Consider the following 25554-nt stretch of genomic DNA (forward strand, 5'->3'; position numbering starts at 1 on the left):
GGAGGGGAAACACCCGGTTACATTCCGAACCCGGAAGTTAAGCCCTCCAGCGCCGATGGTACTGCACCGGGGACGGTGTGGGAGAGTAGGACACCGCCGGACAATCTTTATACCGGAGGCCCCGATCATTTGATCGGGGCCTTCGGCGTTTCACGGGACGGTGCCCGGCCATTCGGCCGGGCTTTCTGCGTTTCACCCGCTGATCGATGAGGCGTGACCGCGGCCGTTGTTTGCGGGGTTCGGCCACGTCGGCCGGCCCCCGTCGGGGGATGGCTCGGGCATCATTCGAGACCAGCCGGGTTGTCGTTGTTGGCGGAAGGGGTTGTCCACGTCGGCCGGCGTGGTGTTTCGAGGGCAGCCCGGCCACGCGGTCGGGCTTTCGCCATTTCACACACCAGCTGTTGAAGCGTGGCCGCGGTGGTCAGGCTGCGGGAGACTCATGTTCCGGGGTGTGTTGTGTAGCCCGGCCATTTCAGAAGTGAAAGCCCGCCTGCGGTTTCGCAGGAGCATCTCCGCAGCCGGGTCAGGGGGAATGGTCGAGAGTTCCTTCGAGGGCTACATTGATGCCCACGATGTCCCCCCGTCGTGTGATTCTCCCTCTCCTCGCAGCGCTGGCCCTGGCCGCCAGTGCCGTCTCGCCTGACCTCACCCTGAAGTCCGAGCCGGCCCGGCTACCGGTCAGGGCCGTCGCGGTCAAGGCCGAGCCGGTGCGGGCGGACCCCCAGTTCGTACCGAAGCCGGAACCCACCGATCCTCCCGTCGACAGACGCAAGGTCACCAGAGCGGTGAAGGCGCTGCTCAAGAGTCGGCCCGGTCGGGCCTCGATCACCGTCGAGGATCTGCACACCGGGCGGGTCTTCCGGTTCGGCGGGAAGGTAGTGCTTCCCACGGCCAGTGTCGCGAAGGTCGACATCCTCATGGCCCTGCTGCGGAAGGAGCGCTGGGATCGGCTGCCCGAGGCCGTGCAGAGGGACGCCGAGATCATGATCCGGTACTCCGACAACAAAGCGGCCGATCGGCTCTGGGAGCGGATCGGCCGCGAGGGCGGGCTCGACCGGGCGAACAGGAAGTTCGGGCTGAAGGCGACGACCGCGGTGCCCGGGAGGTGCGTCGACCTCTACTGCTGGGGGATCACCCGGACCACCACCGACGACCAGGTCCGGTTGCTGAAGTATCTGCCGAGGCTGCGCGACGGAGGTGTCGTCCGGCGGCTGATGCGCCGGGTCGTACCGGAACAGAGGTGGGGGGTGAGTGCGGGGGCCTGTGCGGGGGAGCGGGTCGCGCTCAAGAACGGCTGGTTGAAGCATGTGGCCAACGACCTTTGGGCGATCACGAGCGTGGGGCTCATCGGGGATCGGTACGCGGTGGCCGTGCTCACTGAGGACAATGCCACCAGCGAGGCCGGGATCGCCAAGGTCGAGAGGCTCGTCGAGAGGGTGCTCGACGGGTTCCGCAGTTGCCCTAAGGGGTGACGAGGCGGTAGCCGACCCCCCTCACGGTCTGGATGAGTTTGTCGTCCTCGTCGCCGAGCCGGGCGCGCAGGCGTTTCACATGGACGGCGATGGTGTTGGTGGACATCGCGTCCGAGGAGTGCCAGACGTGCCGCATGATCTGCTCGCGGGTCACGGTGCGGTCGGCGTTGCGCATGAGGTAGTGCAGCAGCTCGAACTCGCGCAGGGGGAGGTGGACGACGCGGCCGCCCACCTTCACCTGATAGGCCGTGACGTCGAGGGCGACGTCGCCGATGGTCAGGACGGTCCGCTGGATGCCCTGCCGGCGGAACGCCGCGTGCACGAGCGGCAGCAGCTCGGGGACGCGGTACGGCCGGGCGACGCATGCCGTCGCGCCGGCCGCCAGCGCCTCCATGGCCTGTTCCGCGAATCCCTCGCCGACGCCCAGCAGGACCGGTACGGCCCGTGCCAGGCGTACCGCCCGCACGAAGTCGACCGGTCCGATGATGGGCAGCGACGCGCTGATCAGGACGGCGTCCGGGCGCAGTGCTCCCGCCTGGAGCAGCGCCTGGGCGCCGTCGAACACGCCGGTGACGTCGATTCCCTCGGACCCGAGTTCGTGTGTCAGGTTCTCGACCAGGGCGCTGTCGGGGTCGGCGACCAACAGCGTCGGCGCGGATCGAGTTTCCCCGTCCACCCGGTCCTCCCCAATGTGTCGGATCAGCCGAAACGCCCGGTGATGTAGTCTTCGGTGGCTTTCTGGGACGGGCTCGTGAAGATCTTGGTGGTCTCGTCCATCTCGATCAGCTTGCCCGGTTGCCCCTGGGCGGCCAGGTTGAAGAACGCCGTCTTGTCACTCACGCGTGCGGCCTGCTGCATGTTGTGGGTGACGATGACGATCGTGAACTCCTGCTTGAGCTTGGCGATCAGGTCTTCGATCGCCAGCGTCGAGATGGGGTCGAGCGCCGAGCAGGGCTCGTCCATCAGCAGGACCTGCGGCCGGACCGCGATGGCGCGGGCGATGCACAGACGCTGCTGCTGTCCGCCCGACAGGCCGGAACCGGGCTTGGCCAGCCGGTCCTTGACCTCGTTCCACAGGTTGGCGCCCTTGAGGGAGTCCTCGACGATGCCGTCGAGCTCGCTCTTGGAGTAGCGGTGGTTCAGGCGCAGGCCCGCGGCCACGTTGTCGTAGATCGACATCGTGGGGAACGGGTTGGGGCGCTGGAACACCATGCCGATGGTGCGGCGGACCGACACCGGGTCGACGCCGGCGCCGTAGAGGTCCTGCTCCTCCATGCGGATCTTGCCCGTGACGGTGGCGCCCGGGATGACCTCGTGCATGCGGTTGAGGGTGCGGAGGAAGGTCGACTTGCCGCAGCCCGACGGGCCGATGAAGGCGGTGACGGCGCGCGCGTCGATGGTCATCGAGATGCCTTCGATGGCCTTGTGGCCACTGTAGTAGGCGTCGACGTCCGTGACCTCGATCTGTTTGGCCATGGCTATTACCTCTTCCTTGCGGGCGAGCGCCAGTACGTGATGAGACGCGCGGCCAGGTTGAGCAGCATGATGATGATGATCAGCGTGAGCGCGGCGGCCCAGGCGCGGTCGATCGCGGTGTCGTTGGGCCGGGCGGCCTGGTCGAACACGTACAGAGGAAGACCCATCTGCGGCCCGTTGAACGGGTCGTTGTTGATGGAGTCGGTGAAGAAGACCGTCAGCAGTAGCGGCGCCGTCTCACCGGCGACACGGGCGACGGCCAGCATGACGCCGGTCACGATGCCGGTGAAGGCGGTGGGCAGCACGACCTTGACGATGGTGCGCCACTTGGAGACGCCCAGCGCGTAGGAGGCCTCGCGCAGGTCGTTGGGCACCAGCAGCAGCATCTCCTCGGCGGCCCGGACGACCGTGGGCAACATCAGGATCGACAGCGCCATCGCGCCGGCGAAGCCGGAGAACGGCATGCCCAGGATCAGGATCCAGAACGCCAGGATGAACAGACCGGCGACGACCGACGGGACACCGGTCATGATGTCGACGAAGAAGCTGATGTAGCGCTTGAGGCGCCCGTTGGCGCCGTATTCGACCAGGTAGACGGCGGTGAGCAGGCCAATCGGCACGGAGATGAGCGAGGCCAGCGCGACCTGCTCCAGGGTGCCGATGATGGCGTGGTAGGCGCCGCCGCCGGCGTCCCTGGCCCCGATGTTGCGCATCGAGTGGGTCAGGAACTCCATGTCGAAGCGGGCAAGGCCGTTCGCGATCACCATCCACAGGACGGAGATCAGCGGAACGACCGCGATGGCGAACGCCAGATAGACAAGGGCCTGAACGCCCTTGTCCTTGAACCGGCGCATGCCGGAGATTCGCTGGATTTCTGGAGTGACGGCACTCACGCGGCGACCCTCGCGTATTCCTTGCGGCGGGAGATGACCCAGCGGGCGGCCATGTTCACCAGCAGGGTGATGATGAACAGCACCAGACCGGACGCGATGAGCGCGCCCCGGCCGATGTCGTTGGCCTCGCCGAAGCCGTTGGCGATGTTGGCCGCGATGCTGTTGCCGTTGGCGCTGAGGATTTCGAAGCTGATCGTGAAGGTGGCCGGGAAGATCAGGGCCACCGCGATGGTCTCGCCCATGGCGCGGCCGAGGCCGAGCATGGCGGCGCTGATGACACCGGGACGCCCGAACGGCAACACGGCCATCCGGATCATCTCCCAGCGGGTCGCGCCGAGGGCGAGGGCCGCCTCCTCCTGCATCTTGGGGGCCTGCAGGAAGACCTCACGGGAGATCGCGGCGATGATCGGCAGGATCATGATGGCCAGCACCAGCGAGCCGACGAGCATCGAGCGGCCGACGACCTGGTCGCCGCCGAAGATCGGGATCCAGCCGAGGTAGTCGTTCAGGAACTGCGAGGGCCCGCGCATGAACGGGACCAGGAAGATGATGCCCCACAGGCCGTACACGACCGAGGGCACCGCCGCGAGCAGGTCGATGACGTAGCCCAGGAACGAGGCCAGGCGGCGGGGTGCGTAGTGGGAGATGAAGAGCGCGACCCCGATCGCGATCGGCGTGGCGATGATCAGCGCGAGGAAGGAGCTGATGACCGTGCCGAACGCGAGCGCGCCGATGCCGAACTTCGGCTCTGAGGCGTTGGCGTTCCACGTCAGCTCCGTGAGGAACGACGCGGTGTTCGCCTGGAGTGCGGGGATGGCTCGCGCGATCAGGAACACGGCGATGGCCGCCATGATCACGAGCAGCAGGATGCCCGCACCGGTCGATGCGTAACGGAAGGGGCCGTCGCCACGGCTGCGCCGGAAGGCGGACCGGCTCAGGGGAGCCGACCCGCCTTCGCGCGTCTGCGTCGAGGTCGCCATTGGCTAGGAGATGGCCTCAACCGAGGAGCGGACCTTGGTCAGCAGCGACGCGGGGAGCGGCGCGTAGCCGAGGTTGGTCAGCAACTGCTGGCCCTCGTCCGAGGCGGTGTAGGTGAGGAAGGACTTGACGAGCGGGAGCTCCTCGGCGGAGAGGCCCTTCTCGCAGGTGATCTCGTAGGTCACCAGGACGATCGGGTAGGCGCCCGCGGCCGACGTGGCGTAGTCGATCTTCATCTTGAGGTCGTTGCCGGTGCCCTCGATGGTGGCGGCCTCGACGGTCTTGCCGGCGCTCTCCGGGGTCAGCTCGACGAACTCGCCGGAGCCGTTGGCGACCTTGGACTTCTGCAGGCCGGAGTTCTCGGCGAAGGAGAGCTCGACGTAGGAGATGGCACCCTCGGTCGACTTGACCGACGCGGCGATCTGGTCGGAGCCCTTGGCGCCCTGGCCCTTGGCCTCGGCCGGCCACGCCTTGCCCGGCTCGTACGGCCACTCGGCGGTGGCGGCCAGGAACTTGGTGAAGTTGTCGCTGGTGCCCGACTCGTCCGAGCGGTGGAACGCCTGGATGTCGGTCGAGGGCAGCTGGGCGTCGGGGTTGTCAGCCTTGATCGCGGGGTCGTCCCACTTGGTGATCTGGCTGTTGAAGATGCCACCGATGGTCTTCGGCGAAAGCTGCAGGCCGTCGACACCGGGGAGGTTGTAGACCACGGCGACCGGACCCACGACCATCGGCAGGTTGATGGCCTTGCCGGTGGCGCAGCGGGCGTCGGCCTGAGCCGGCTCGTCTTCCTTCAGCGCCGAGTCGGAACCGGCGAACGCGACGGTGCCGGCGATGAACGCCTGGACACCGGCGCCCGAGCCGCTCGGCTGGTAGTTGATGCTCACACCGGGGTTGGCGCTCTGGAACGCCTTCTTCCACTCGTCGACGGCGTTGGCCTGAGCCGAGGAGCCGGCGGCGTTGATGGTGCCGCTGAGCTGGGCGTCGCCCGAGGCCGCGGGAGCGGCGGCGGTGCCCGTGTCGGTCGCGGTGGAAGGGGTGGTGTTGTCGTCAGTACCACACGCGGCGAGCGACAGCACGCCGGCGATGGCGGCTACGGCGAGCCGGCCTGCATACTTCACGGCTGAATCCTCCTGATTGTTTCTTCAACAACCGGGAGGCTAGGGATCGAAGGTGACCTGACGACTGGACGAAGGTGAACGAAGAATGAACGGGTCCGGTCCCCTTCGTGTAGGTCTCAACAGATAACGACCAGGTCACAGGCGTATCGCGGCGTTAATGAAAGCCCCGCTCCGATGGGGAGCGGGGCCGCTGGACCGATTCAGAAAGTGCTGGTCGCACGCAGTCTGTCGTCGAAATCGCGGACCAGCAGAGACGGCGGGCCCTCGTAGTCGCGACGGAACCGCCGCACCCGGTGGAGCACCCTCTCGGACGAGTAGACGACCCCCGCCTTGAGCGCCTCACCTGCGAGGGTGAAGGCCTCGTCGACCTCCCCGGCCATCCGGCGGGCCGTGGCGATCTCCAGCATGAGCAGCGCCTGCTGCTTGGCGGCGGGGCGTACGGAGACGAGGGACTCGGCGAAGGCCGAGACGGCGTCGTGGGGGCGGCCCAGGCGGACCATCACCAGGGCGCGGTATCCGGCCAGTTTGCCGGGGTCGAAGGGGAAGACCCACGGCCACGGCGGCGACGACGCCCGTTCGCTCTGGGCGACGGCGATCTCCGCCTCGCGCAGGCAGTTGAGCGCGGCCATCACGTCGCGTCTGCCCGCGTGGCCAAGCGCCTCGATGCACGCCAGCCACGCCCGCGCGGTGGCCGGCGGGTTGCTCCCGGCCTGCGCCCTGGCCTGGGCGACCATCGTCAGCCCGAGCTGGGGGTCGTCGTGGTCGATCTCGAAGGCGGCCAGGCTGCCCAGCATGTAGGCCTCCAGCAGCGGATGCTCGGCGCGACGGGCCGAGTCGACCGCGAACCGGTAGAACATGCGGGCGGTGCCGATGTCCTGCATGTCGGCGTGTAACCAGGCGGCGAACCCGGCGGCCTCGCTGACGGTCGGGCAGACCTCCACCGCGAACGGCGTCTCGGCCGACCGGGCCAGGGCCCTCTTGGTGAGCTCGACGTGGGCGACGGCGCCACGGGCGAGCTCCCGGGCGGGGGTCTCGGCCTCCAGCCGGCGCTGGGCGCCGGTGATCGCGGCGAGGGACGACGCGGTCGTCTCGTCGGCCGACCGGTAGGAGATGGACGGCGCCACGGGCATCGCGGCGAGGAAGGCTATCTTGCTGAAGTCGCGGCGTTTCGTGGGGTCCTCACCCCCGACGTCGCCGATGCGCAGCAGGTACTGCGGGATGCCGACCTGGCGCGCGAGGTCGCGGATCTGGTCGACGGTGAGTGACTGGCGCCCTCTGAGCACTTTCGACACCCAGCTCTGGGAGTATCCGAGGAAGTCGGCGAGCTGGCCCTGCGTCCATCCGCGAGCGGATCGGACCTGATCGAGAATCGTCGCCATGTCACACTCGGCGAGCGCGCTGACGACCGGCGGCCGGGCCCAGAAGTCCGGCGGCAGACCGTTTCCGTCATGACCCATGACGGTAAGTTACGCCCATTCGCGACGTCACGCAGGAATTCGCCGGACGAATATCGCGATTTCTGATCCGCATGGTGTATTCCCCGGAGTCACTCCAGGTCGTGAGTATCACGGCATGGACGCCCCCACCAAGACAGTTCCACGTGGAAAGGTCATGACCACCTATCACGGCCCGCACGTGCCGAGCCATCCCGATCCGGACGCCAGGCGGCTGACCTGGCGTCCTGGCGCGAGGTGGACCGACCGTGAGCGGGTCAGGGCGCACTCGTGCTCGTGCCGCGGAGTGGTCTACGAATTCGTCGGCGCCGCGGGTCAGTACTTCATTCGCCGTACGACATTGCAGACGCAACTCACCGAGGAGACCGAACGCATGGTGTCCTCACGCGCCGAACAGATGTGGGCCGACCTTTTCTCCGGAAAAGTCTATTAAGCGAGCTTTTTGAGCACCTCTGAGTGCAGAAGCCCGTTCGAGCACACCATGCTCCCGCTGTCGAGCGGCGGATTCCCGCCCACGCCGGTGCACGCACCGCCGGCCTCTTCGACGATCACGGTGAGCGCGGCCATGTCCCATGGCGACAGTTCCGGTTCGGCCGAGACGTCCACCGCACCCTCGGCCACCATCATGTGGGACCAGAAGTCGCCGTAGGCCCGCGTCCGCCACACACTGCGCGTCAGATCGAGGATGTTGTCGAGCTTCCCCTCCTTCTCCCAGCCGCTCAGGCTGGAGTAGGAGAAGGACGCGTCCTCCAGTTTGGCGACCGACGACACCTGGCACCGGGTGGCCTTGGTCAGACTGCGGCCGGTGAACGCACCGCCGTCACGGGCCGCCCACCAGCGCCGGTTGAGCGCGGGCGCGGAGACACATCCGACGACGACCTTGCCCTCCTCCATGAGCGCGATCAGGGTCGCCCACACGGGCACGCCACGCACGAAGTTCTTGGTCCCGTCGATGGGGTCGACGATCCAGGAACGCATGCCGTAGCCCGTCTTGCCGAACTCCTCGCCGATGACGGCGTCGCGGGGGCGAGCCCGGCGAAGGGTGCCCCTGATCGCCTCCTCGACCGCCCGGTCGGCGTCGCTGACCGGGGTCAGGTCGGGCTTGGTCTCGACCTTCAGATCCACGGCCTTGAACCGGCGCATCGTGAGGTCGTCGGCCGCGTCGGCCATCACGTGCGCGAGCCGCAGATCATCGCTGTAAGCCGTCACGGATCACACGCTAGCGGTTTCGGCCGTATTTCCATCAGACCCGGGACCGCTCCAGATCCTACCAATGAGTAACATGCCGTCCATGACCACTTTCGACACGGGGGCTCTGTTCCTGCAGAGTGTTCCCTTCGCGCGCACCCTCGGCGTGTCCTTCGACTCCGTCGACTCCGGTACGGCTGTCGCCCGTCTCGCCGACCGTCCCGACCTGCACAACCACGTCGGCGGCCCCCATGCCGGAGTGGTGTTCTCCCTGGCCGAGTCGGCCTCCGGGGCGGCCATGCTCTCGCTGTTCGGCGACACCCTCGACCGGGCGACGCCGCTGGCCACGGTGGGGCGGGTGGCGTACCGGAAACTGGCTCTTGGAGACCTGACCGCCGAGGCGGTCGTGAAAGCCGAGCGCGACGCCGTGCTCGCCGAACTCACCGCCGGAAACCGGCCCGAGTTCACGGTCGAGGTGACGGTACGCAACTCAGAGGGTGTGACGGTCGCCGAGGTCACCGTGGAGTGGACGCTGCGGCCCAACCGCTAGTCGTCGTCAGGAGCGCCTTCGCGGCTCGACAGCAGCCGCCGCAGTGACACCAGGCGGGCGGGGTCGCCGTGGCCCTCGGCCACGAACCGGTCGAGGGCGCAGCCGTCGCCCAGGTGGGTGCAGCCCTTGGGGCAGTCGACGGCGGCCTCGTTGAAGTCGGGGAAGGCGACCAGCACGTTGTCGATCTCGACGTGGCCGAGCCCGAAGCTGCGCACCCCCGGCGTGTCGATGATCCAGCCGCCGTCGGGCAACTCCAGCGCGACGGCGGAGGTGGAGGTGTGGCGGCCCCGGCCGGTTACCGCGTTGACGTGGGACACAGCCCGGCCCGCCGTCGGCACCAGCGCGTTGACCAGCGTCGACTTGCCCACGCCCGAGTGGCCGACCAGCACGCTCACCCGGTCGGTCAGATGGTCGCGCAGCTCCGACAGGTCGCCGCCCCGCTGGACGGTGATGTGCCTGACGCCGAGCGGCTCGTAGAGCGCGATCAGCTCGTCGGGCGCGGCCAGGTCGGCCTTGGTCAGGCAGAGCAGCGGGTCGATGTCGGCGTCGAAGGCGGCCACCAGCAGGCGGTCGATCATGCGCGGACGCGGCGGCGGGTCAGCCAGCGCCGTCACGATGACGAGCTGGTCGGCGTTGGCCACGACCGGACGCTCGACCTCGTCGTAGTCTTCGGCGCTGCGCCGCAACATCGAGCGGCGCTCCTCGCGGCGGACGATCCGGGCCAGGGAGTCGGGTCTGCCCGACGTGTCGCCGACGAGCGCGACCTCGTCGCCGACCACGATGCCCTTGCGGCCGAGCTCGCGGGCCTTCATGGCGGTGATCACGATCGACGGGCCGCTGTCGTGGATGCCGCGTCCGGTCAGCACCGTGTAGCGGCCCCGGTCGACGGCGACGACGAACCCCGGCACCGCCGCCTCGTGGGCAGGCCGGAGCCGGGTCCGCGGCCGGGAACCCTTGCCCGGCCGGACCCTGACGTCGTCTTCGTCGTATTCGCGCCGTCTCAGGACGCGTCTCCCCGCAGCATCGCCGCCCACATCGTGGCGAACTCGGGCAGGGTCTTGGCGGTCGTGGCGATGTTCTCCACCTCGACGCCGGGCACGGCCAGGCCGATGACGGCGCCCGCGGTGGCCATGCGGTGGTCGTCGTAGGAGTGGAAGACGCCCTCGTGGAGCTTCTTCGGGAAGATCTCCAGGCCGTCGTCGGTCTCGCGGGCGTCGCCGCCCAGGCGGTTGACCTCGGTGGCCAGCGCGGTGATGCGGTCGGTCTCGTGGCCCCGGATGTGGGCCACGCCCCGGACGCGGGTCGGCGAGTCGGCCAGCGCGGCCAGCGCCACGATCGTCGGCGTCAGCTCGGCCTCGTCACGCAGGTCGACGTCGATGCCGTGGAGGCCGCCGCCGTGGACGGTCAGGCCCTCGGCGGTCAGCTCGACCCGCGCGCCCATGCCGGTCAGCAGCTCGCGCAGCCGGTCGCCCGGCTGGGTGGTCTCGGCCGGCCAGTGGGGGATCGTCACCGAACCCCCGGTGACCATCGCCGCGGCGAAGAACGGCGCCGCGTTCGACAGGTCGGGCTCGACCGTGAAGTCGGTGGCCGCGATGGGACCGGGCAGCACCCGCCACACGTGTCTCTCGGAGTCGTCGACCTCGACCCCCCGCGCCCGCAGCATCTGGACGGTCATCGCGATGTGCGGCATCGACGGCACCGGCGGCCCGACGTGGCGCACCGTGACGCCCTTCGGGAACCGCGCCGCCGCCAGCATCAGCCCGGAGACGAACTGCGACGACCCGGACGCGTCGACGGTCACCTCGCCGCCCGAGAGCGGCCCCCGGATGGTGAACGGCAGCCGGTCGCCGTCGACGTGGGCGCCCAGGGCGCGCAGCGCGTCGAGGATGGTGCCCATCGGGCGCTTGCGGGCGTGGGGGTCGCCGTCGAAGGAGACCTCGCCGTCGGCCAGCGCCGCGATCGGCGGCAGGAAGCGCATGACGGTGCCGGCCAGGCCGCACTCGATGTGGCCGCCGCCGGTGACCGGTCCGGGCGTCATCTCCCAGTCGGAGGAGGAGACGCTCTCGTTGCTCGGGACCATCCGGGTGCCCAGCTTCCGCAGGCCCTCGGCCATCAGGTCGGCGTCGCGGCTGCGCAGCGCCAGTCGTACCCGCCCCGGACCGTCGGCGAGCGCGGCCAGCGGCAGGGCGCGGTTGGTCACGGACTTGGAGCCGGGCAGCGCCACCGTGGCGACCACCGGGCCGGACGCGACGGGCGCGGGCCACAAGGGAGCGGACATGCCCCCAAGCCTATCGGTGGCAGTCTGGAGGGATGTGTGGAAGATACGCGTCGGCGCGCAAGCGCCACGAACTGCTTGAGGAGTTCGAGGTCGAGCTCGACACCGTGGACGAGACAGGGGAGGAGCTCGCCCCCGACTACAACGTCGCCCCCACCAAGGACGTGTACGCGGTCATGAGCCGCGTTCCCCACGTCGAGGGCGCGACCAGGCCGGTCCGGCAGCTCCGCGTGGTCCGCTGGGGCCTTGTCCCGAGCTGGGCCAAGGACCCGTCGATCGGCTCCCGCATGATCAACGCCAGGATCGAGACGGTCGCCGAGAAGCCCGCCTTCCGCAAGGCCTTCGCCACCCGCCGCTGCCTGCTGCCCGCCGACGGCTACTACGAGTGGATGCCGACCGACGACAGGCGCAAGCAGCCCTTCTTCATCCGCCCCGAAGACGGCGGCGTGCTGGCGATGGCCGGCCTGTACGAGTTCTGGAAGGACCCGGAAGGCGAGTGGATCTGCACCTGCACGGTGATCACCCAGGACGCCGAAGACCGCTTGGGCCACATCCACGACCGCATGCCCATGCTGATCGCCCGGGACAAGTGGGCGGAGTGGCTCGACCCGGCGGTTTCGGATGCGTCCGAACTTCTGGTTCCGGCCACTACGGCGGGGCTGGTGGCCTATCCGGTCGATCCGGCGGTGGGGAACGTCCGCAACAACGGAGAGCAGCTCATCGTCCCACTTCAGGACAGTGGTGACACCAATCAGCTGTTCTGAATGTCCCTGGGTGTAAGGAGTGCGGCCAGCGGGCATCCGCTGAGAAAGCCGGGAGACCGGGGACTCCCGGCGGTGTCCCCCCATTCCCGGAGGTGCGGATTCGTGGAATCTGCGGCCGCGCGTATGCGCCTGGAGATGATGCTCGACGACCTGGACCGGTCCATCGGAGTCCTGACGACCGCCCCGTCAGCCGAAATCACCCTCAGCGACGCCGACCGGAACCGAGCGATGATCGAGGCGGCGAGCCGGCAGCGTCAGGCGGTGGTGGCCGCGCTGTCGCGGCTCGACGCCGGGACCTACGGCCGCTGCGTCGACTGCGGCGTCGTGGTGCCCGACGGCAGGTTGGAGGCCCGCCCCGAGGCGGCCCGCTGCATCGGGTGCCAGTCGAGGCGGGAGAGACGCCGCTAGTCAGAGGGGCTTGCGCCCGCTCGCCACCAGGTGGATGCCGACCGTGTCGTCGTCGTCGGGGTGGGCGTCGAGCTCCGTCCTGACCAGCCACGACAACGAGCGCTGGTCGCTGCCCAGCACGTGGTCGACCGTCGAGGGCGACAGGACGGTGCGCGGGCGCACCCACTCGACCTCCAGGCCCGCGCCCGTCAGCAGGTCGCGGAGCTGGGCGGCCGAGAAGCAGCGGGTGATGCTGCCGTCGGGCCAGGGCACCAGCATGACCTCGCCCGTCTGGCACAGGTGGGCCCAGTAGTTCTGCTCGGCCAGGATCGCCATGCCCAGCACCAGGGAGTCGACGCAGACCAGCACCCGGCCGCCCGGCTTGAGCACCCGGGTCACGTCGGCCAGCGCCGACTCGGCCATGATCTCGACCGACAGGGCGCGTTCCTCGGCGACCACGGCGTCGACGCTCTCGTCGGCCAGGAACGCCAGGTCGTCGCTGCGCACCTTGTGGATGCGGTCGGAGGCCTCCCTGAGCCACGGCTCGGCGGCGGGGCGGCGGAAGTCGAGCACCTCCACCACGCGGTGCCCGGCGCGGGCGGCCTGGGCGGGCCAGCGCCCCCGTCCACCGGACAGATCCAGCAGCAGAGAGGGCTTCTCGGGCAGCCAGCGGCGCAGCTGCTCGGCGACGACGGCGTGGTAGAAGGTCCAGTAAGGCCCGAGATTTCCTGTGCCGTTGAGTTCATTGGCCGGAATGGGCAGCACGAGCGGCTCCTGGACGTTGACGATCTCAGAAGGGCATGGTGGCGACGGTGTCGCTACCGGCCGGTACGTAGCTTTTTCCCCGGATAAGGCATTGCGTACCTTGTCCGGGAACAGACTCTACGCCGCCGCGGTTGACGATGGGCATGAACGCGTTGCTGGTGAGGCCGGAAACCCCGGCCTATGCCGTCCCGGTATCCTCTGATGCGATACGCATCTATGAGGGGGTGGGTCCGGTCTCCAAGACTGCCGAGGAGACTCTGGAGCAGCGCAGTGAGCGGTTCGAGCGGGATGTCATGCCCTACATCGACCAGCTCTACTCCGCCGCGCTCCGGATGACCCGCAACCCCGCCGACGCCGAAGACCTCCTCCAGGAGACCTTCGCGAAGGCCTTCGCGTCGTTCCACCAGTTCCAGGTGGGCACCAACCTGAAGGCCTGGCTCTACCGCATCCTGACCAACACCTTCATCAACAGCTACCGCAAGAAGCAGCGCGAACCGAAGCAGGCCGGCACCGAGGAGATCGAAGACTGGCAGCTCGCCCGCGCCGAGTCCCACACGTCGAGTGGGCTCAAGTCGGCCGAGCTGGAGGCGCTCGAACACCTCCCCGACAGCGACGTGAAAGACGCTCTCGCGGCGCTCCCCGAGGAATTCCGGATCGCGGTCTACCTGGCCGACGTCGAGGGGTTCCCCTACAAGGAGATCGCCGACATCATGGGGACCCCCATCGGAACCGTGATGTCGCGCCTCCACCGCGGCCGCAGGCAACTGCGTTCGCAGCTTGAGGACTACGCGCGCGAGCGCGGGCTTGTGCGATCGGAGGAGGGCGCATGAGCTGTGGTGACCACCACGACACCGACTGTAGTGAGGTGCTCGACCGGGTCTACAGCTTTCTCGACGGTGAGCTCGACGAGGACAAGTGTGGAGACATCCGGCAGCACCTCGACGAGTGCGACCCCTGCCTGCGGGAATACGGGCTCGACAAGGTCGTGAAGCAACTCGTGGCCAAACACTGCGGGTGTGACCCGGTGCCCGACGACCTGCGGGCCAAGATCCGGCTGCGGATCGAACAGGTGCGAACCGAACTGGTGGAATAGCCTGCTGGCCATGCGGATTCTGGTCACGGGCGGTGCGGGTTTCATCGGGTCCAACCTCGTCGATCGGCTGCTCGCCGACGGCCACGAGGTCGTCGTGGCCGACGACCTCTCTTCGGGGTCCAACCGGGCCCCGCGGGCGGAGTTCCACCAGCTCGACGTCCGCGACCCGGCCCTGGCCGAGGCCGCCGGCGGCGCCGAGGTGATCTGCCACCTGGCCGCGCAGATCTCGGTCCGCGCCAGCGTCGCCGATCCGCTCACCGACGCGCGCGTCAACGTCGAGGGCACCCTCAACGTCCTCGAAGCGGCCCGCGTCAACAAGGTCCGCAAGGTCGTCTTCGCGTCGTCGGTGGCCCGCTACGGGCGTCCCCAGACCATTCCGGTGCCCGGGAACACCCCGGCCCAGCCGATGTCGCCCTACGCCGCCTCGAAGGTGAGCGCCGAGGCCTATCTGTCGGCCTACCGGGCGCTCTACGGCATCGAATACACCACGCTGGTGCTCTCGAACGTCTTCGGGCCGCGTCAGTCGCCCGGCGGCGAAGCGGGTGTGGTCGCCATCTTCACCGACGCCCTGCTCGGCGGCCGGCCGACCGTCCTCTACGGCGACGGCTCCCAGACCCGCGACTACGTCTACGTCGACGACGTGGTCGACGCCTTCGCCCGCGCCTGCGGCCCCCGGGGCGACGGCGGGACCTTCAACATCGGCACCGGCGCGCAGACCTCCGACCGCGCGCTGCACTCCCTCATCGCCGCCGCGGCCGGGGTGCCCGACGAGCCCTCCCTCGCGCCCGCCCGGCTGGGCGACCTGCCCGCGATGGCGGTCGACCCGCGGCCCGCCTTCGACGGGCTGGGCTGGCGGCCGGAACACGACCTCGCCTCCGCGCTCAAACTCACCGTGGATTGGGTCCGCAACTCACAGTGATGAGTTGATTACGGTTTGGCGACAACCCAGTGAAGTGGCTGTCCGCTGGGTAGCCTGACCGTGCACATCAATGTGGAGGCGGCGCAGGTTGACAGACGCGCCTTCTTTGAGGGATGGCCGCTTTGCGCGAAATGCCGTGGCCGGCGAAGATCTACTTCGTCCTGTGCATCGGGGCGGCCGGAATTCTGCTCGTCCGTAGCGGGCAGGCCTATGACGGGCTCGACTGGTCGTCGACGCTGGTCCTCGCGCTGCTCTTCCTCGTCTGCGAGTCGGTGCCGACCCAGCTGAGCGTGCGGCAGGCGGCGATCTCGGTCAGCTTCTCGGCCGCGCTCGCCGCGGTGGTGCTGGTCGGTCCGGAGGGCGCGGCCCTCGTCGCCGCCACGGCGGTCTTCTCGGTACGTCCGGGGCTGCCCACCCACAAGCGCCTGTTCAACGGGGCGCAGTTCCTCATCTCCGGCTACGCCGCCGGGTGGGTCTACACCCTGGCCGGCGGGGTGCCGGGCCTGCCCAGGCGCACCGACTTCCCCGAGATCATCCTGCCCTACGGCGCCGCGACCTTCGTGTTCGTGGCGCTCAACTTCGTGCTGACGGCGCTGATCCTGGCGCTGGCCGAGGGCGTGGGCAAACGCCAGGTGCCGGTGCCCGACGTGGCGCAGTTCCTGCTCTCCTACCTCGGGTACGCCACCTTCGGCCTCCTCATCGCCGGGTTGTGGGCCACCGTCCAGTCGATCTCGGCTGTGCTGGTCCTGCTGCCGCTGTTCGTGGCGCGCTGGGCGTTCGGCCAGTACCACGCGCAGCACCGCTCCTACGAGGCCACCATCGCCGCCCTCTGCCAGGCCGTGGAGACCAAGGACTGGTACACGCGGGGCCACTGCACCCGCGTGTCGGCCGCCGCGTCGATGATCGCCGAGGAGATCGGCATGGGCACCGAGCGCCTCCACGCCATCCGCTACGCCGGCATGCTCCACGACGTCGGCAAGCTCGGCGTGCCGACCAAGGTCCTGCAGAAGGAGGGCGTGCTCACCGAAGAGGAGTTCGCCGCCATCCAGCTCCACCCCATGCGGGGCCTGGAGATCGTGCGCGGCATCGGCTTCCTCGACGAGGCGTTCGCCGGGATCATGCACCACCACGAGCGATACGACGGCCGGGGTTATCCGATGGGCCTGGCCGGGTCGGAGATCCCCGAGTTCGCGCGCATCATCTGCGTCGCCGACGCGTTCGACTCGATGACCTCCGACCGCTCCTACCGCAAGGCCAAACCGCAGGAGGAGGCGGTGGCCGAGCTGCGGAAGTGGTCGGGCACCCAGTTCGACCCGATCATGGTGGGAGCGTTCATCCGGGCGCTCGACCGCGACGGCTGGAACCCGCCCGCGAGCGTGCCCGCGCCCAGCGGCATGCCGGTGGTGACCGCCGCCAAAGACCACGACGACCCGACCACGCCGATCCAGGTGGTGTCCGACCGATGACGAGCGAGACCCGGGGCATCCAGGGCCTCGACTCGGGGCAACTCCTGCTGATCTGCGCCGGGGGCATGCTCGCGGTCGCCGGGATCTCCCACACGGCCGCCGTCGGGCTGGTCGACTCCCAGGTGGCGATCGGGTTCGGCGCGCTGATCGCCTGCGGCGAGCTGGCCCGGCTGACCATGCCGGGCAACCGCGAGGTGGCGCCGATCAGCACCGCCGCCGCGTTCGGCTACGCGCTGCTGCTGTACGTCGGCGGAGACCGGGCCGCCCACTCGGCGCTGCAGGTCGTCGCCGTCATGGCCGTCGGCATGATCGCCGGTGGGCTGCCGCACCTGGCCGTCGGCCGGGCGCCCCGGCTCGACGCGATCGCGCGGCGGCTCATCTGCGGCTCGCTGCTGGCCTTCGCGTTCCGGCCGTTCGCCGACGTGCTGCGCCCGCCGCCGGGCGGGGCGTGGTGGGTGGCGCTGCTGGTGATGGTGCTGCTCATCGGGGTGGCGCTGGCCGTCGACGTCGTGGTGGCCGGACTGCTGCGCGCCGAACAGGTCCGCACCGCGTTCTCGGTCGCCGTACGCGACGAGGCGCGCATGGCCGCGCCGCTCGGCGCCGCCGTGTCGGCCAGCGGCATCCTGCTCGCGCTCGCCCTGCACAGCATGGAGCTGACCGCCCTGCTGGCCTTCGCCGCGCCGCTGCTCGTCACCCAGGTCGCCTTCCGCAAGTACGCGGGCATCCGGGCGACGTACCTGCAGACCATCAGGGCGCTCGCCCGGGTCACCGAGGTCGGCGGCTACGTCGAACCGGGCCACTCGCGCCGAGTCAGCCGCCTGGCCGTCGCCATCGGCCGCGACCTCGGCATGGCCGAACCCGAACTGCTCGAACTCGAGTACGCCGCCCTCATGCACGACATCGGACAACTCAGCCTGACCGACCCGATCCCCGGCGGCGCGACCGTGCTGACCGATCCCGAGCAGGCCCGCCGCATCGCCGAACTGGGCGCCGAGGTCATCCGCAAGACGGGCGTGCTCAACCAGGTCGCCGACATCGTGCGCCGCCAGTGCGACCCCCTTGAGGAGCGTCCGCCGCTGGCCAGCCGCATCATCAGGGCCGCCAACGCCTACGACGACCTGGTGAGCGGTTCCACCAACCGCGACCGCGCGGCGGCCGCGCTCGAACGCATGCGGCTCGACGGCGGAACCCAATACGACCCGGATGTGGTCGAGGCGATGGCGACCGTCATCGACCGGCTCGTTCCGGTCAACAGGCTCTGACAATTGTGGGCTTCCTACAGTTTGAGGCGTAACGATCAGTGCTCAAGAGTGCACGGCGCGGGATGATCCGGGCCGTAAGGTTGGCTGCGTGTTCGAGTCAGTCTTGGTCGCCAATCGCGGCGAAATCGCCCGCAGGATCATCCGGACCCTCAACGAGATGGGGATCAGATCGATCGCCGTCCACTCCGAGGCCGACGCCGACCTGCCCTTCGTTCGTGAGGCCGTCGAGTCGGTGAACATCGGCCCGGCCAATCCGGCGCAGAGTTACCTCGACCAGGCCCAGGTCCTGGCCGCCGCACGCGCCACCGGCGCGCAGGCGATCCACCCCGGCTACGGCTTCTTCTCCGAGAACGCCGAGTTCGCCCGCGCCGTCATGGCCGCCGGGCTGACGTGGATCGGCCCCTCGCCCGAGGCCATCGTCCAGATGGGCGACAAGATCAACGCCCGCAACCTCATGGAGACCGCCGGTGTGCCGGTCGCCGCGGGCACCCGTGAACCGGTCACCACGATCGAGGAGGCCACCAAGGCCGCCGCGAAGATCGGCTACCCGGTCATGGTGAAGACCGCCGGTGGCGGCGGCGGCATCGGCATGGGCGTCGCCCACGACGAGGGCACCCTCGCCAAGGCCTTCGACCAGGCCTCCCGCGCGGCAGCCCGCTTCGGCGGCACGCCCGCGATCCTGCTCGAGCGTTACATCGAGCGCGCCCGCCACGTCGAGGTGCAGATCCTCGGCCTCAACGACGGCCGCGTGCTGGCCCTCGGCGAGCGCGACTGCTCGGTGCAGCGCCGCCACCAGAAGGTCGTCGAGGAGTCGCCGTCCCCGGGCATCACCCCCGAGCTGCGCGAGCGCATGCTCGCGGCGGCGGCCCGCGCGGGCGCGGCGGTCAACTACCGGGGCGCCGGCACCGTCGAATGCCTCGTCGACGCCGACGCGCAGGACTTCGTGTTCCTGGAGATGAACACCCGCCTCCAGGTCGAACACCCGGTCACCGAGCTGGTCACCGGCGTCGACCTGGTCGCCGCGCAGCTCCGCATCGCCGCCGGCGAGGACGTCGACATCGACGCCACCCCGCGCGGCCACGCCATCGAGTTCCGCGTGTACGCCGAAGACCCCAAGCGCTTCCTGCCCGGGCCCGGCCACGTCACCCAGTGGGTGGAGCCGTCGGGTGAGGGCGTGCGCGTCGACTCCGGCTACGAGGCCGGCAACACGGTCACCCCCTTCTACGACCCGCTGATGGCCAAGCTCTGCGTCTACGGCGCCACCCGCGCCGAGGCGATCGAGCGCGGCAGGGCGGCCGTCGCGGCTTTCACGATCTCCGGGCCGAAGCACAACCTGCCGTTCTGCGCCGAACTCCTCGACCACCCCGAGTTCGTCAGCGGCGACTATGACACCGGTCTGGTGTCCCGCATGAGATCGTGATCCGGAACGACAGAGGTTTGATGGGAGACAGCGGTGGCTGAGGTACGCGCGGAGATGGTGGCGAACGTCTGGAAGGTCGTCGTCGCCGAAGGTGAGACGGTGTCCGACGGAGACACCCTGGTCATCCTGGAATCCATGAAGATGGAGATCCCGGTCATCGCCGAAGACGACGGCGTGGTCGCGATCAAGGTGTCCGAGGGCGACGTCGTGCAGGAAGGCGACCTGATCGCCGTCATCGAGTAGCGCGTGAGAGGAACTTCTCGCGGTCGACCACGACCCGCTCGATCACGCCGGTGGCGACGACCGAGCCGTCGAGGTGGGCCGCGGTGAAGGCGAAGACCAGGCGGCGCCCCTCGACCTCGGTCAGCTCGGCCGAGATCTCGACGTGGGCGCCCAGCCCGCTCGCCGCGAGGTGCTTCAACTCGACCCGCGTCCCGACCGACGTCTGCTCCGGCGTGAGCTGCCCGCCGATCGCCTCGCAGGTCAGGCCCTCGGCGAGGGCCAGCAGCCTCGGCGTGCCCAGCACGGGCACGTCGCCGCTGCCGAGCCTCTCCGCGGTGTCACTCTTCTCCACCATGATCAACCGATTGGCCCGCAGTCCGGGCGTGAGCGCCATGGTGGGATGCTAGTAGTTCGACCCTCCAACTGATCGAAAGGTGTGACGTGGACCTTTACTGCGACCACTGCGGGGGCCTTTCGGACGACGGCGACCACGGGGCCTGTCAGGGCGCCCGTGAGATGGAGCCGCCTCGCTACTGCGCCAAGTGCCGCCGCCGGATGACCGTCCAGGTGACGCCGACGGGCTGGTCGGCGCGTTGTTCGCAACACGGGCTCACCGCAGCCTGAACACAACCTGAACCAAACCTGTGTTCTGACCGTTATGGTGAGGGATTCCTGGGAGATCTGGGCTTACCGGCCGATTTTGCCGGTGCCCGCTAGACTTCCGGCACGACAGTGGTCAGTGACATAGGGGGTATCCGGGGGCATGGTTGCCCAAGGGACGACGCTGGCCGGGCGCTACCGATTGGACCAGCGCATCGGCGCTGGCGGAATGGGCGAGGTCTGGCGCGGGGAAGACACGGTCCTCGCGCGTACGGTCGCCGTCAAGGTACTGCTCCCGGGCCGTCTCGACGACCCCGGTTTCGGTGCGCGCTTCCAGGGCGAGGCGCGCGCCATGGCCCTCATCAACCACCCCGGCGTGGTCGACGTCTACGACTACGGGGTGACCGACGTCCCGGGTGACGGCCCGACCGCCTACCTGGTGATGAAGTTCGTCGACGGCGAGCCGCTCGACCGGCTGCTGCTCCGGATAGGGCGCATCCGCCCCGAAGCGGTCATGGAGCTCATCGGGCAGGCCGCAGCGGCGATCCAGGCCGTCCACGACCGGGGCATCGTGCACCGCGACGTGAAGCCGGGCAACCTGCTCGTGCAGGCCGACGGCACCCTCGTCCTCACCGACTTCGGCATCGCCCGCTCCGACGCGGCGAGCCGGCTGACCGACGCCGGCATGGTGCTCGGCACCGCCGCCTACTGCGCGCCCGAGCAGGCCGAGGGCGAGCCGGTGACCCCGGCCGTCGACATCTACGCGCTCGGCGTGGTCGCCTACGAGTGCCTGGCCGGTCGCCGCCCCTTCGACGGCGACACCCCGGTCACGATCGCGCTCAAGCACATCCGCGAGCAGCCGCCGCCGCTGCCGGCCGACATCCCGCCGCACATCCGCCACGTGGTGGAGCGTGCCCTGCTGAAGTCGCCGGCCGAGCGGTGGCCGACGGCGGCCGCGATGAGCCAGGCCGCCCGCCAGGCCGCCAACCCCGGCGCGTCGCTGACCCAGCCCAACGCGGCCCAGCCCAACTCCGGCGTGTTCCCGAAGACGGGCGACTGGTACGAACCCCCGGCGACCGGCGCCTACGCCGCGACGGGCGCCTACCCGGCGACCGGCAGCTTCCGCACGACCGCGGCGACGCCCGAGACGCCGTCGGCCGGTCAGGGCGGGCGGCGCAAGCAGAACAAGAGCAAGCGCGGCCTGACGATCGTCGCCGTCGTGGCGGCGGTGTTCGCGTCGGTGGGCATCGGCTGGGCGGGCGTGAACATCATCAACAACCCCGGCGAAGCGCCTGGGGAGTCACCGGGGTCGCAGCACGTCGCGGCAGAGGCGACGAGCTCCGCACCGAGTCCCAGCCCGAGCAGGACTCGCAAGACCCCTAGGCCCACGCCGACCACCAAGCCGCCGGTGACCGAGGAACCGTCGGAGGAGCCCTCCGAGGAGCCCTCGCCGAGCCCCTCACCCAGTCCCTCGCCGAAGCCGACCCCGAAGCCGTCGCCGAGTCCGACCAAGGAGATGCGGGCCGTGCCGACGCTCTGGAAGTTGTCGGCCGACGCGGCCGAGGCGGCGCTGCTCAAGCAAGGCTTCCAGGGCTCGTTCCAGACCAAGGGCGACACCGGTCTGGGCTGCACGGAGGTCTACTCGCAGAACCCCAAGGCCTCGACGCAGGCGCCGGTCGGTTCGACGGTGACCGTCTTCGTGCGGCGGATCGCCTGCCCGGCGGCCTCCCCGTCGCCGTCGCCGACGCCCACCGCGACGTCGTCGGGCGCGGCCACGAGCCCCTGACGAAGGGGGCGGTGACGGGAGGCCCGTCACCGCCATGTCGTCAGACGCCGGTCGTGTTGCGCGGGTAGGCGATGTCGGGGTCGGTCGCGATGTTCACCATGTAGGGCACGCCCGACTCGAACGCCCGCTTCAGCGCCGGGCCGATCTCGGAGGGCTTGGTGACGAGTTCGCCGCCCCCGCCGAGCGCGGTCACGACCTGGTCGTAGCGGCACTGGGGCTGGAGGTCGGCGGCGACGTCGTAGCCGTACAACATCTGCATGGGGTGTTTCTCCAGGCCCCACATGCCATTGTTGCCGCAGATCATGACGACCGGCAGCTTGTGGCGGACCAGCGTGTCGACGTCCATCAGCGAGAAGCCGGCGGCGCCGTCGCCGAGCAGGAGCACGACCTGCGACGACGGGCGGGCCAGCCGGGCGGCGATGGAGTAGCCGAGGCCGGTGCCCAGGCAACCGTAGGGACCGGGGTCGAGCCAGTGGCCGGGGCGCTTGGGCTCGACGTACTTGCCGGCGTAGGAGACGAAGTCGCCGCCGTCGCCGATGACGACGGCGTCGTCGGCGAGCTGCCGGTTGAGCTCGCCGTAGATGCGCATCGGGTGGATCGGGTCGCTGTCGGAGGCGAGCAGTTCGGCGTCTTCGGCGATGGCCGCCTTGGCCGCCTCGGCGAGCTTGGTGGTCCATTCGTCGCGCGGCTTCACGCTCGCGGTCCGGCACGCCGCCGCCAGGCCCCAGAAGAGCAGCGACAGGTCGCCCGCCGCCGAACCGGACAGACCGGTGTGGGTGGCCAGCTGGGAGGGCGCGTCGGCGAGGTGGACGACCCGGGCCAGCGGAGCCCCCTCCTTGCCGCCGAACCAGCCGTAGTTGAGCCGGAAGTCGAGCGGGGTGCCCGCCACGATGACCAGGTCCGCCTGCGAGAACGCGAGGCCGCGGGCGCGGGTGACCAGGAGTTCGTGGCCCGAGGGCAGGATGCCGCGGCCCTGGCCGTTGGGCACCACCGGCAGGCGGAACTCCTCGGCGAAGTCGCGCGCGGCCTCTTCGGCGCGGTCCATCCACACGTCGGAGCCGACGACCAGCATCGGCCGCTCGGCCTCGGCGATCAGCGCGGCGATGGCGGCCAGGTGGTCGGTGTCGGGCTCCAGCGGCGAGGGCGCGAGCGTCTCGGTCTCGACCGCGGGGGAGGGCGCGAACAGGTGGTCCATGTAGAAGTCGAGGAACACCGGGCCGCGATGGGGGGCGAGCGCGGTGCGGTAGGCCATCTCGACGTCCTGGCCGATCGAGTCGGCGCCGGAACCGGTGAAGGCCAGCTTGGTGATCGAGTCGAACAGGGGCGGGTGGTCCATCTCCTGCAGCGCGCCCGAGCCCCAGCGTGACTGCGGGGCCCGGCCGCCGAGGATCACGACCGGGCTGCCGTTGAAGTGGGCGGTCGCCACGCCCGACACCCCGTTGGTGATGCCGGGCCCGGCCGTGAGCACCGCCAGGCCCGGTTTGCGAGTGAGCCGCGCCGTCGCCTCGGCGGCGAAAACGGCGCTCTGCTCATGGCGTACGTCGAGGATGCGCATGTCTTCGTGGACGGCGCCGTCGTAGAGGGGGAAGACGTGGCCACCCGAGAGGGTGAACATCGTCTCGACGCCGTAGGCCTTGGAGACGCCGACAGCGACGTCGCCCGCGTGCTTGCTCATTCGTGAAACCTACCAGTCGGTTAACTAGTGGACCCTACGAGCTGCCCTGGCCGCGGGCGAACGAACCCTCCTGGTCTAAAGCGTCTGGGACAGGGCCTTGATCGGCATCTTCAGGTCGGTCAGCAGAGCCAGATCTTCGGCTGGGGGGCGGCCGAGGGTGGTCAGGTAGTTGCCCACGATGATCGCGTTGATGCCACCCATCATGCCCGCACGAGTGCCCAGGTCGCCAAGGGTCAGCTCACGTCCGCCGGCGTACCGGAGGATGGTTCGCGGCAGTGCGAGGCGGAAGGTCGCGATTGTCTTCAGGGCCTCGGCGCCCTCGACGACCGGGTAGTCGGCGAAGGGCGTGCCGGGACGGGGATTGAGGAAGTTGAGCGGGACCTCGTCGGGCTGGAGCTCGCCGAGCTGGGCGGCGAACTCCGCGCGCTGCTCGATCGACTCGCCCATGCCGATGAGGCCGCCGCAGCACAACTCCATGCCGGCCTCGCGCACCATCAGGCAGGTGTCCCAGCGCTCCTCCCACGTGTGGGTGGTGACCACGTTCCCGAAGTGGGACCTGCAGGTCTCCAGGTTGTGGTTGTAGCGGTGGACGCCCATCTCGGCCAGTTCGTCGACCTGGGCCTGGGTCAGCATGCCCAGCGAGCAGGCGACGTTGATGTCGACGGCCTCCTTGATGGCCTTGACGCCCTCGCGGACCTGGTCCATCAGGCGCTTGTCGGGCCCGCGCACGGCCGCGACGATGCAGAACTCGGTGGCGCCGGTCTGGGCGGTCTCGACGGCGGCCTTCACCAGCTCGTCGATGTCCAGCCACACGGAGCGCACGGGAGAGGTGAACTGGCCCGACTGCGAGCAGAAGTGGCAGTCCTCCGGGCAGCCGCCGGTCTTCAGGGAGATGATCCCCTCGACCTCGACCTCCGGGCCGCACCACTTCATCCGCACCTCGTGGGCGAGGGCGAGGAGGTCGGGCAGGCTCTCGTCGGGCAGGTTCAGGCATTCGAGCGCCTGCTCCCGCGTCAAGCCCCTGCCCTCGTCGAGCACCTGCGTTCTGGCGATCTCCAGGATGGTCATTGGTGAATCCTAAGGGCGGTCCGGAAAGCCGACGGGTCGAACGCGCCGCCCAGCGGCGCCCCCAGCGAGGCCCGCGCGACCCGGCCGAACGCCTGCCTCTTCAGCAGCCCGGCATTCTCCGGTACGGCCCCCGCCAGCGGCCTGGCCGCCAGCATCTCCAGGTCGGCGACGTTGCACCGTTCGGCCAGCCCCGGCTCCGCCGGCCACGACCCGATGACCACTCCGGCCAGGTCGAGCCCGTGGTTGGCCATCGCCTCCAGCGTCAGCGCCGTGTGGTTCAGCGTGCCCAGCCCGGCCCGCGCCACGACCAGCACCTGCGCCTTCAGCGTGTGGGCCAGGTCGGCCAGGGTGGCGCCTTCTTCGTCGAAACGTACGAGAAGACCACCGGCGCCCTCGACCACGACGAGCGGGTGGGACTCGGCGAGTTCGGTGACGCGCCTGGCCGTCTCGGCCAGGTCGAGCGCGGGCAGCCCCGACACCCGCGCGGCGGCGGCCGGGCTCAGCGGGTCGGGGTAGCGGGCGAACTCGAAGGTGTTCGTCGCGCCGGAGAGCCGGATCACCTCGTCGAGGTCGCCCGGCTCGTCCTTCCCGACGCCGGTCTGGGCCGGTTTGACCACCGCGACGGGGCCGCCCCGCTCGATCGCCAGGGCCGTGACGGCGGCCGTGACCACGGTCTTCCCGACACCGGTGTCGGTGCCGGTCACCACAAGAACGCTCATCCGG

General features: G+C 69.7%; 28 protein-coding genes and 1 rRNA gene. 15 read left to right on the top strand and 14 right to left on the bottom strand.

The window, feature by feature from the left end; translation table 11 throughout:
- Both rrf and GT755_RS41490 read left to right on the top strand, forming a co-directional pair.
- A 5S ribosomal RNA gene (rrf, locus tag GT755_RS37650) occupies positions 1 to 102 on the top strand; the annotation flags it as partial.
- Between the two features lie 485 nt (positions 103 to 587).
- Complete coding sequence (locus GT755_RS41490; protein WP_161484336.1) at positions 588 to 1472, top strand: serine hydrolase; 885 nt, start codon at positions 588 to 590, stop codon at positions 1470 to 1472.
- Here GT755_RS41490 and GT755_RS37660 read toward each other — a convergent pair.
- The 6 genes from GT755_RS37660 to GT755_RS37685 all read right to left on the bottom strand — a co-directional run bounded on the left by GT755_RS37660 (position 1462) and on the right by GT755_RS37685 (position 7394).
- The gene (locus GT755_RS37660) at positions 1462 to 2148 is read right to left on the bottom strand and encodes a response regulator transcription factor (RefSeq protein WP_285587826.1); all 687 of its coding nucleotides are present in this window, start codon (positions 2146 to 2148) and stop codon (positions 1462 to 1464) included. The two genes, GT755_RS41490 and GT755_RS37660, sit on opposite strands and share 11 nt — an antisense overlap.
- A 23-nt stretch (positions 2149 to 2171) precedes the next feature.
- A complete protein-coding gene (gene pstB / locus GT755_RS37665) occupies positions 2172 to 2948 on the bottom strand; it encodes a phosphate ABC transporter ATP-binding protein PstB (protein ID WP_161484337.1) in 777 nt (258 codons plus the stop codon).
- Positions 2949 to 2953: 5 nt separating this feature from the next.
- Entirely contained in the window at positions 2954 to 3802 is an 849-nt protein-coding gene (pstA, locus tag GT755_RS37670) for a phosphate ABC transporter permease PstA (protein ID WP_161484338.1), read from the bottom strand.
- A gap of 35 nt (positions 3803 to 3837) precedes the next feature.
- Positions 3838 to 4821: a phosphate ABC transporter permease subunit PstC gene (gene pstC, locus GT755_RS37675; RefSeq protein WP_161484339.1), complete on the bottom strand. Its 984-nt coding sequence runs from the start codon at positions 4819 to 4821 to the stop codon at positions 3838 to 3840.
- A 3-nt stretch (positions 4822 to 4824) separates the two neighbouring features.
- The gene (gene pstS, locus GT755_RS37680; RefSeq protein ID WP_161484340.1) at positions 4825 to 5937 is read right to left on the bottom strand and encodes a phosphate ABC transporter substrate-binding protein PstS; all 1113 of its coding nucleotides are present in this window, start codon (positions 5935 to 5937) and stop codon (positions 4825 to 4827) included.
- 200 nt (positions 5938 to 6137) lie between these two features.
- Positions 6138 to 7394, bottom strand: coding sequence for a helix-turn-helix domain-containing protein (locus tag GT755_RS37685; protein WP_161484341.1), 1257 nt, complete (start codon positions 7392 to 7394; stop codon positions 6138 to 6140).
- Between the two features lie 154 nt (positions 7395 to 7548).
- On the opposite strand from GT755_RS37685, the gene GT755_RS37690 reads away from it, so the two are divergent.
- The gene (locus GT755_RS37690; protein WP_161484342.1) at positions 7549 to 7824 is read left to right on the top strand and encodes a hypothetical protein; all 276 of its coding nucleotides are present in this window, start codon (positions 7549 to 7551) and stop codon (positions 7822 to 7824) included.
- Here GT755_RS37690 and hisN read toward each other — a convergent pair.
- Positions 7821 to 8600, bottom strand: coding sequence for a histidinol-phosphatase (hisN, locus tag GT755_RS37695; protein ID WP_161484343.1), 780 nt, complete (start codon positions 8598 to 8600; stop codon positions 7821 to 7823). The genes GT755_RS37690 and hisN overlap by 4 nt on opposite strands.
- Positions 8601 to 8682: 82 nt before the next feature.
- On the opposite strand from hisN, the gene GT755_RS37700 reads away from it, so the two are divergent.
- The gene (locus GT755_RS37700; protein ID WP_235968263.1) at positions 8683 to 9129 is read left to right on the top strand and encodes a DUF4442 domain-containing protein; all 447 of its coding nucleotides are present in this window, start codon (positions 8683 to 8685) and stop codon (positions 9127 to 9129) included.
- Here GT755_RS37700 and rsgA read toward each other — a convergent pair.
- Positions 9126 to 10133 carry a ribosome small subunit-dependent GTPase A gene (gene rsgA, locus GT755_RS37705; RefSeq protein ID WP_161484380.1) on the bottom strand — a complete coding sequence of 336 codons (1008 nt, stop codon included), beginning with the start codon at positions 10131 to 10133 and terminating at the stop codon, positions 9126 to 9128. The two genes, GT755_RS37700 and rsgA, sit on opposite strands and share 4 nt — an antisense overlap.
- Positions 10130 to 11407 carry a 3-phosphoshikimate 1-carboxyvinyltransferase gene (aroA, locus tag GT755_RS37710; RefSeq protein ID WP_161484345.1) on the bottom strand — a complete coding sequence of 426 codons (1278 nt, stop codon included), beginning with the start codon at positions 11405 to 11407 and terminating at the stop codon, positions 10130 to 10132. The genes rsgA and aroA overlap by 4 nt, the downstream gene beginning before the upstream one ends.
- 32 nt (positions 11408 to 11439) lie before the next feature.
- Here aroA and GT755_RS37715 point away from each other — a divergent pair, with 32 nt between their 5' ends.
- Together GT755_RS37715 and GT755_RS37720 are read left to right on the top strand one after the other, a co-directional pair.
- Complete coding sequence (locus GT755_RS37715; RefSeq protein WP_161484346.1) at positions 11440 to 12168, top strand: SOS response-associated peptidase; 729 nt, start codon at positions 11440 to 11442, stop codon at positions 12166 to 12168.
- Between the two features lie 102 nt (positions 12169 to 12270).
- Positions 12271 to 12576 carry a TraR/DksA family transcriptional regulator gene (locus tag GT755_RS37720; protein WP_285587846.1) on the top strand — a complete coding sequence of 102 codons (306 nt, stop codon included), beginning with the start codon at positions 12271 to 12273 and terminating at the stop codon, positions 12574 to 12576.
- Here GT755_RS37720 and GT755_RS37725 read toward each other — a convergent pair whose 3' ends face one another.
- Positions 12577 to 13320, bottom strand: a complete 744-nt coding sequence (locus tag GT755_RS37725) for a class I SAM-dependent methyltransferase (protein ID WP_161484347.1) — start codon at positions 13318 to 13320, stop codon at positions 12577 to 12579.
- A gap of 224 nt (positions 13321 to 13544) precedes the next feature.
- Between GT755_RS37725 and GT755_RS37730 the strand changes: the two genes are divergently transcribed.
- From GT755_RS37730 to GT755_RS37760, 7 genes are all read left to right on the top strand, one after another.
- On the top strand, positions 13545 to 14150 hold the full coding sequence (locus GT755_RS37730; protein ID WP_061297191.1) for a sigma-70 family RNA polymerase sigma factor: 606 nt from the start codon (positions 13545 to 13547) through the stop codon (positions 14148 to 14150).
- Complete coding sequence (gene rsrA / locus GT755_RS37735; protein WP_030456435.1) at positions 14147 to 14413, top strand: mycothiol system anti-sigma-R factor; 267 nt, start codon at positions 14147 to 14149, stop codon at positions 14411 to 14413. Before GT755_RS37730 ends, rsrA begins: the two co-directional genes overlap by 4 nt.
- A 10-nt stretch (positions 14414 to 14423) precedes the next feature.
- Positions 14424 to 15332 (top strand): NAD-dependent epimerase/dehydratase family protein, encoded by a 909-nt coding sequence (locus GT755_RS37740; protein ID WP_161484348.1) that lies wholly within the window; start codon positions 14424 to 14426, stop codon positions 15330 to 15332.
- Positions 15333 to 15454: 122 nt separating this feature from the next.
- Positions 15455 to 16798 carry an HD-GYP domain-containing protein gene (locus GT755_RS37745; RefSeq protein WP_456319076.1) on the top strand — a complete coding sequence of 448 codons (1344 nt, stop codon included), beginning with the start codon at positions 15455 to 15457 and terminating at the stop codon, positions 16796 to 16798.
- Positions 16795 to 18060, top strand: coding sequence for an HD-GYP domain-containing protein (locus tag GT755_RS37750; protein WP_161484349.1), 1266 nt, complete (start codon positions 16795 to 16797; stop codon positions 18058 to 18060). Before GT755_RS37745 ends, GT755_RS37750 begins: the two co-directional genes overlap by 4 nt.
- Before the next feature lie 88 nt (positions 18061 to 18148).
- Positions 18149 to 19480, top strand: a complete 1332-nt coding sequence (locus GT755_RS37755; protein ID WP_161484350.1) for an acetyl-CoA carboxylase biotin carboxylase subunit — start codon at positions 18149 to 18151, stop codon at positions 19478 to 19480.
- Between the two features lie 33 nt (positions 19481 to 19513).
- Positions 19514 to 19723 carry a biotin/lipoyl-binding carrier protein gene (locus GT755_RS37760; RefSeq protein ID WP_156046122.1) on the top strand — a complete coding sequence of 70 codons (210 nt, stop codon included), beginning with the start codon at positions 19514 to 19516 and terminating at the stop codon, positions 19721 to 19723.
- On the opposite strand, the gene GT755_RS37765 is transcribed toward GT755_RS37760, so the two are convergent.
- A complete protein-coding gene (locus tag GT755_RS37765; RefSeq protein ID WP_161484351.1) occupies positions 19713 to 20096 on the bottom strand; it encodes a thioesterase family protein in 384 nt (127 codons plus the stop codon). The two genes, GT755_RS37760 and GT755_RS37765, sit on opposite strands and share 11 nt — an antisense overlap.
- A gap of 47 nt (positions 20097 to 20143) precedes the next feature.
- On the opposite strand from GT755_RS37765, the gene bsaP reads away from it, so the two are divergent.
- A complete protein-coding gene (bsaP, locus tag GT755_RS41745; protein ID WP_062357937.1) occupies positions 20144 to 20326 on the top strand; it encodes a biotin synthase auxiliary protein BsaP in 183 nt (60 codons plus the stop codon).
- A gap of 139 nt (positions 20327 to 20465) precedes the next feature.
- Positions 20466 to 22088, top strand: coding sequence for a serine/threonine protein kinase (locus GT755_RS39010; RefSeq protein ID WP_202611019.1), 1623 nt, complete (start codon positions 20466 to 20468; stop codon positions 22086 to 22088).
- A gap of 40 nt (positions 22089 to 22128) precedes the next feature.
- On the opposite strand, the gene GT755_RS37780 is transcribed toward GT755_RS39010, so the two are convergent.
- The 3 genes from GT755_RS37780 to bioD all read right to left on the bottom strand — a co-directional run bounded on the left by GT755_RS37780 (position 22129) and on the right by bioD (position 25550).
- Positions 22129 to 23763 carry an acetolactate synthase gene (locus GT755_RS37780; protein ID WP_161484353.1) on the bottom strand — a complete coding sequence of 545 codons (1635 nt, stop codon included), beginning with the start codon at positions 23761 to 23763 and terminating at the stop codon, positions 22129 to 22131.
- Positions 23764 to 23838: 75 nt separating this feature from the next.
- Entirely contained in the window at positions 23839 to 24831 is a 993-nt protein-coding gene (gene bioB / locus GT755_RS37785) for a biotin synthase BioB (RefSeq protein WP_161484354.1), read from the bottom strand.
- Entirely contained in the window at positions 24828 to 25550 is a 723-nt protein-coding gene (gene bioD, locus GT755_RS37790; RefSeq protein ID WP_161484355.1) for a dethiobiotin synthase, read from the bottom strand. Before bioD ends, bioB begins: the two co-directional genes overlap by 4 nt.
- Between the last annotated feature and the right edge of the window lie 4 nt (positions 25551 to 25554).

The sequence above is a fragment of the Herbidospora solisilvae genome (assembly GCF_009901565.1).
Lineage (GTDB): Bacteria > Actinomycetota > Actinomycetes > Streptosporangiales > Streptosporangiaceae > Herbidospora > Herbidospora solisilvae.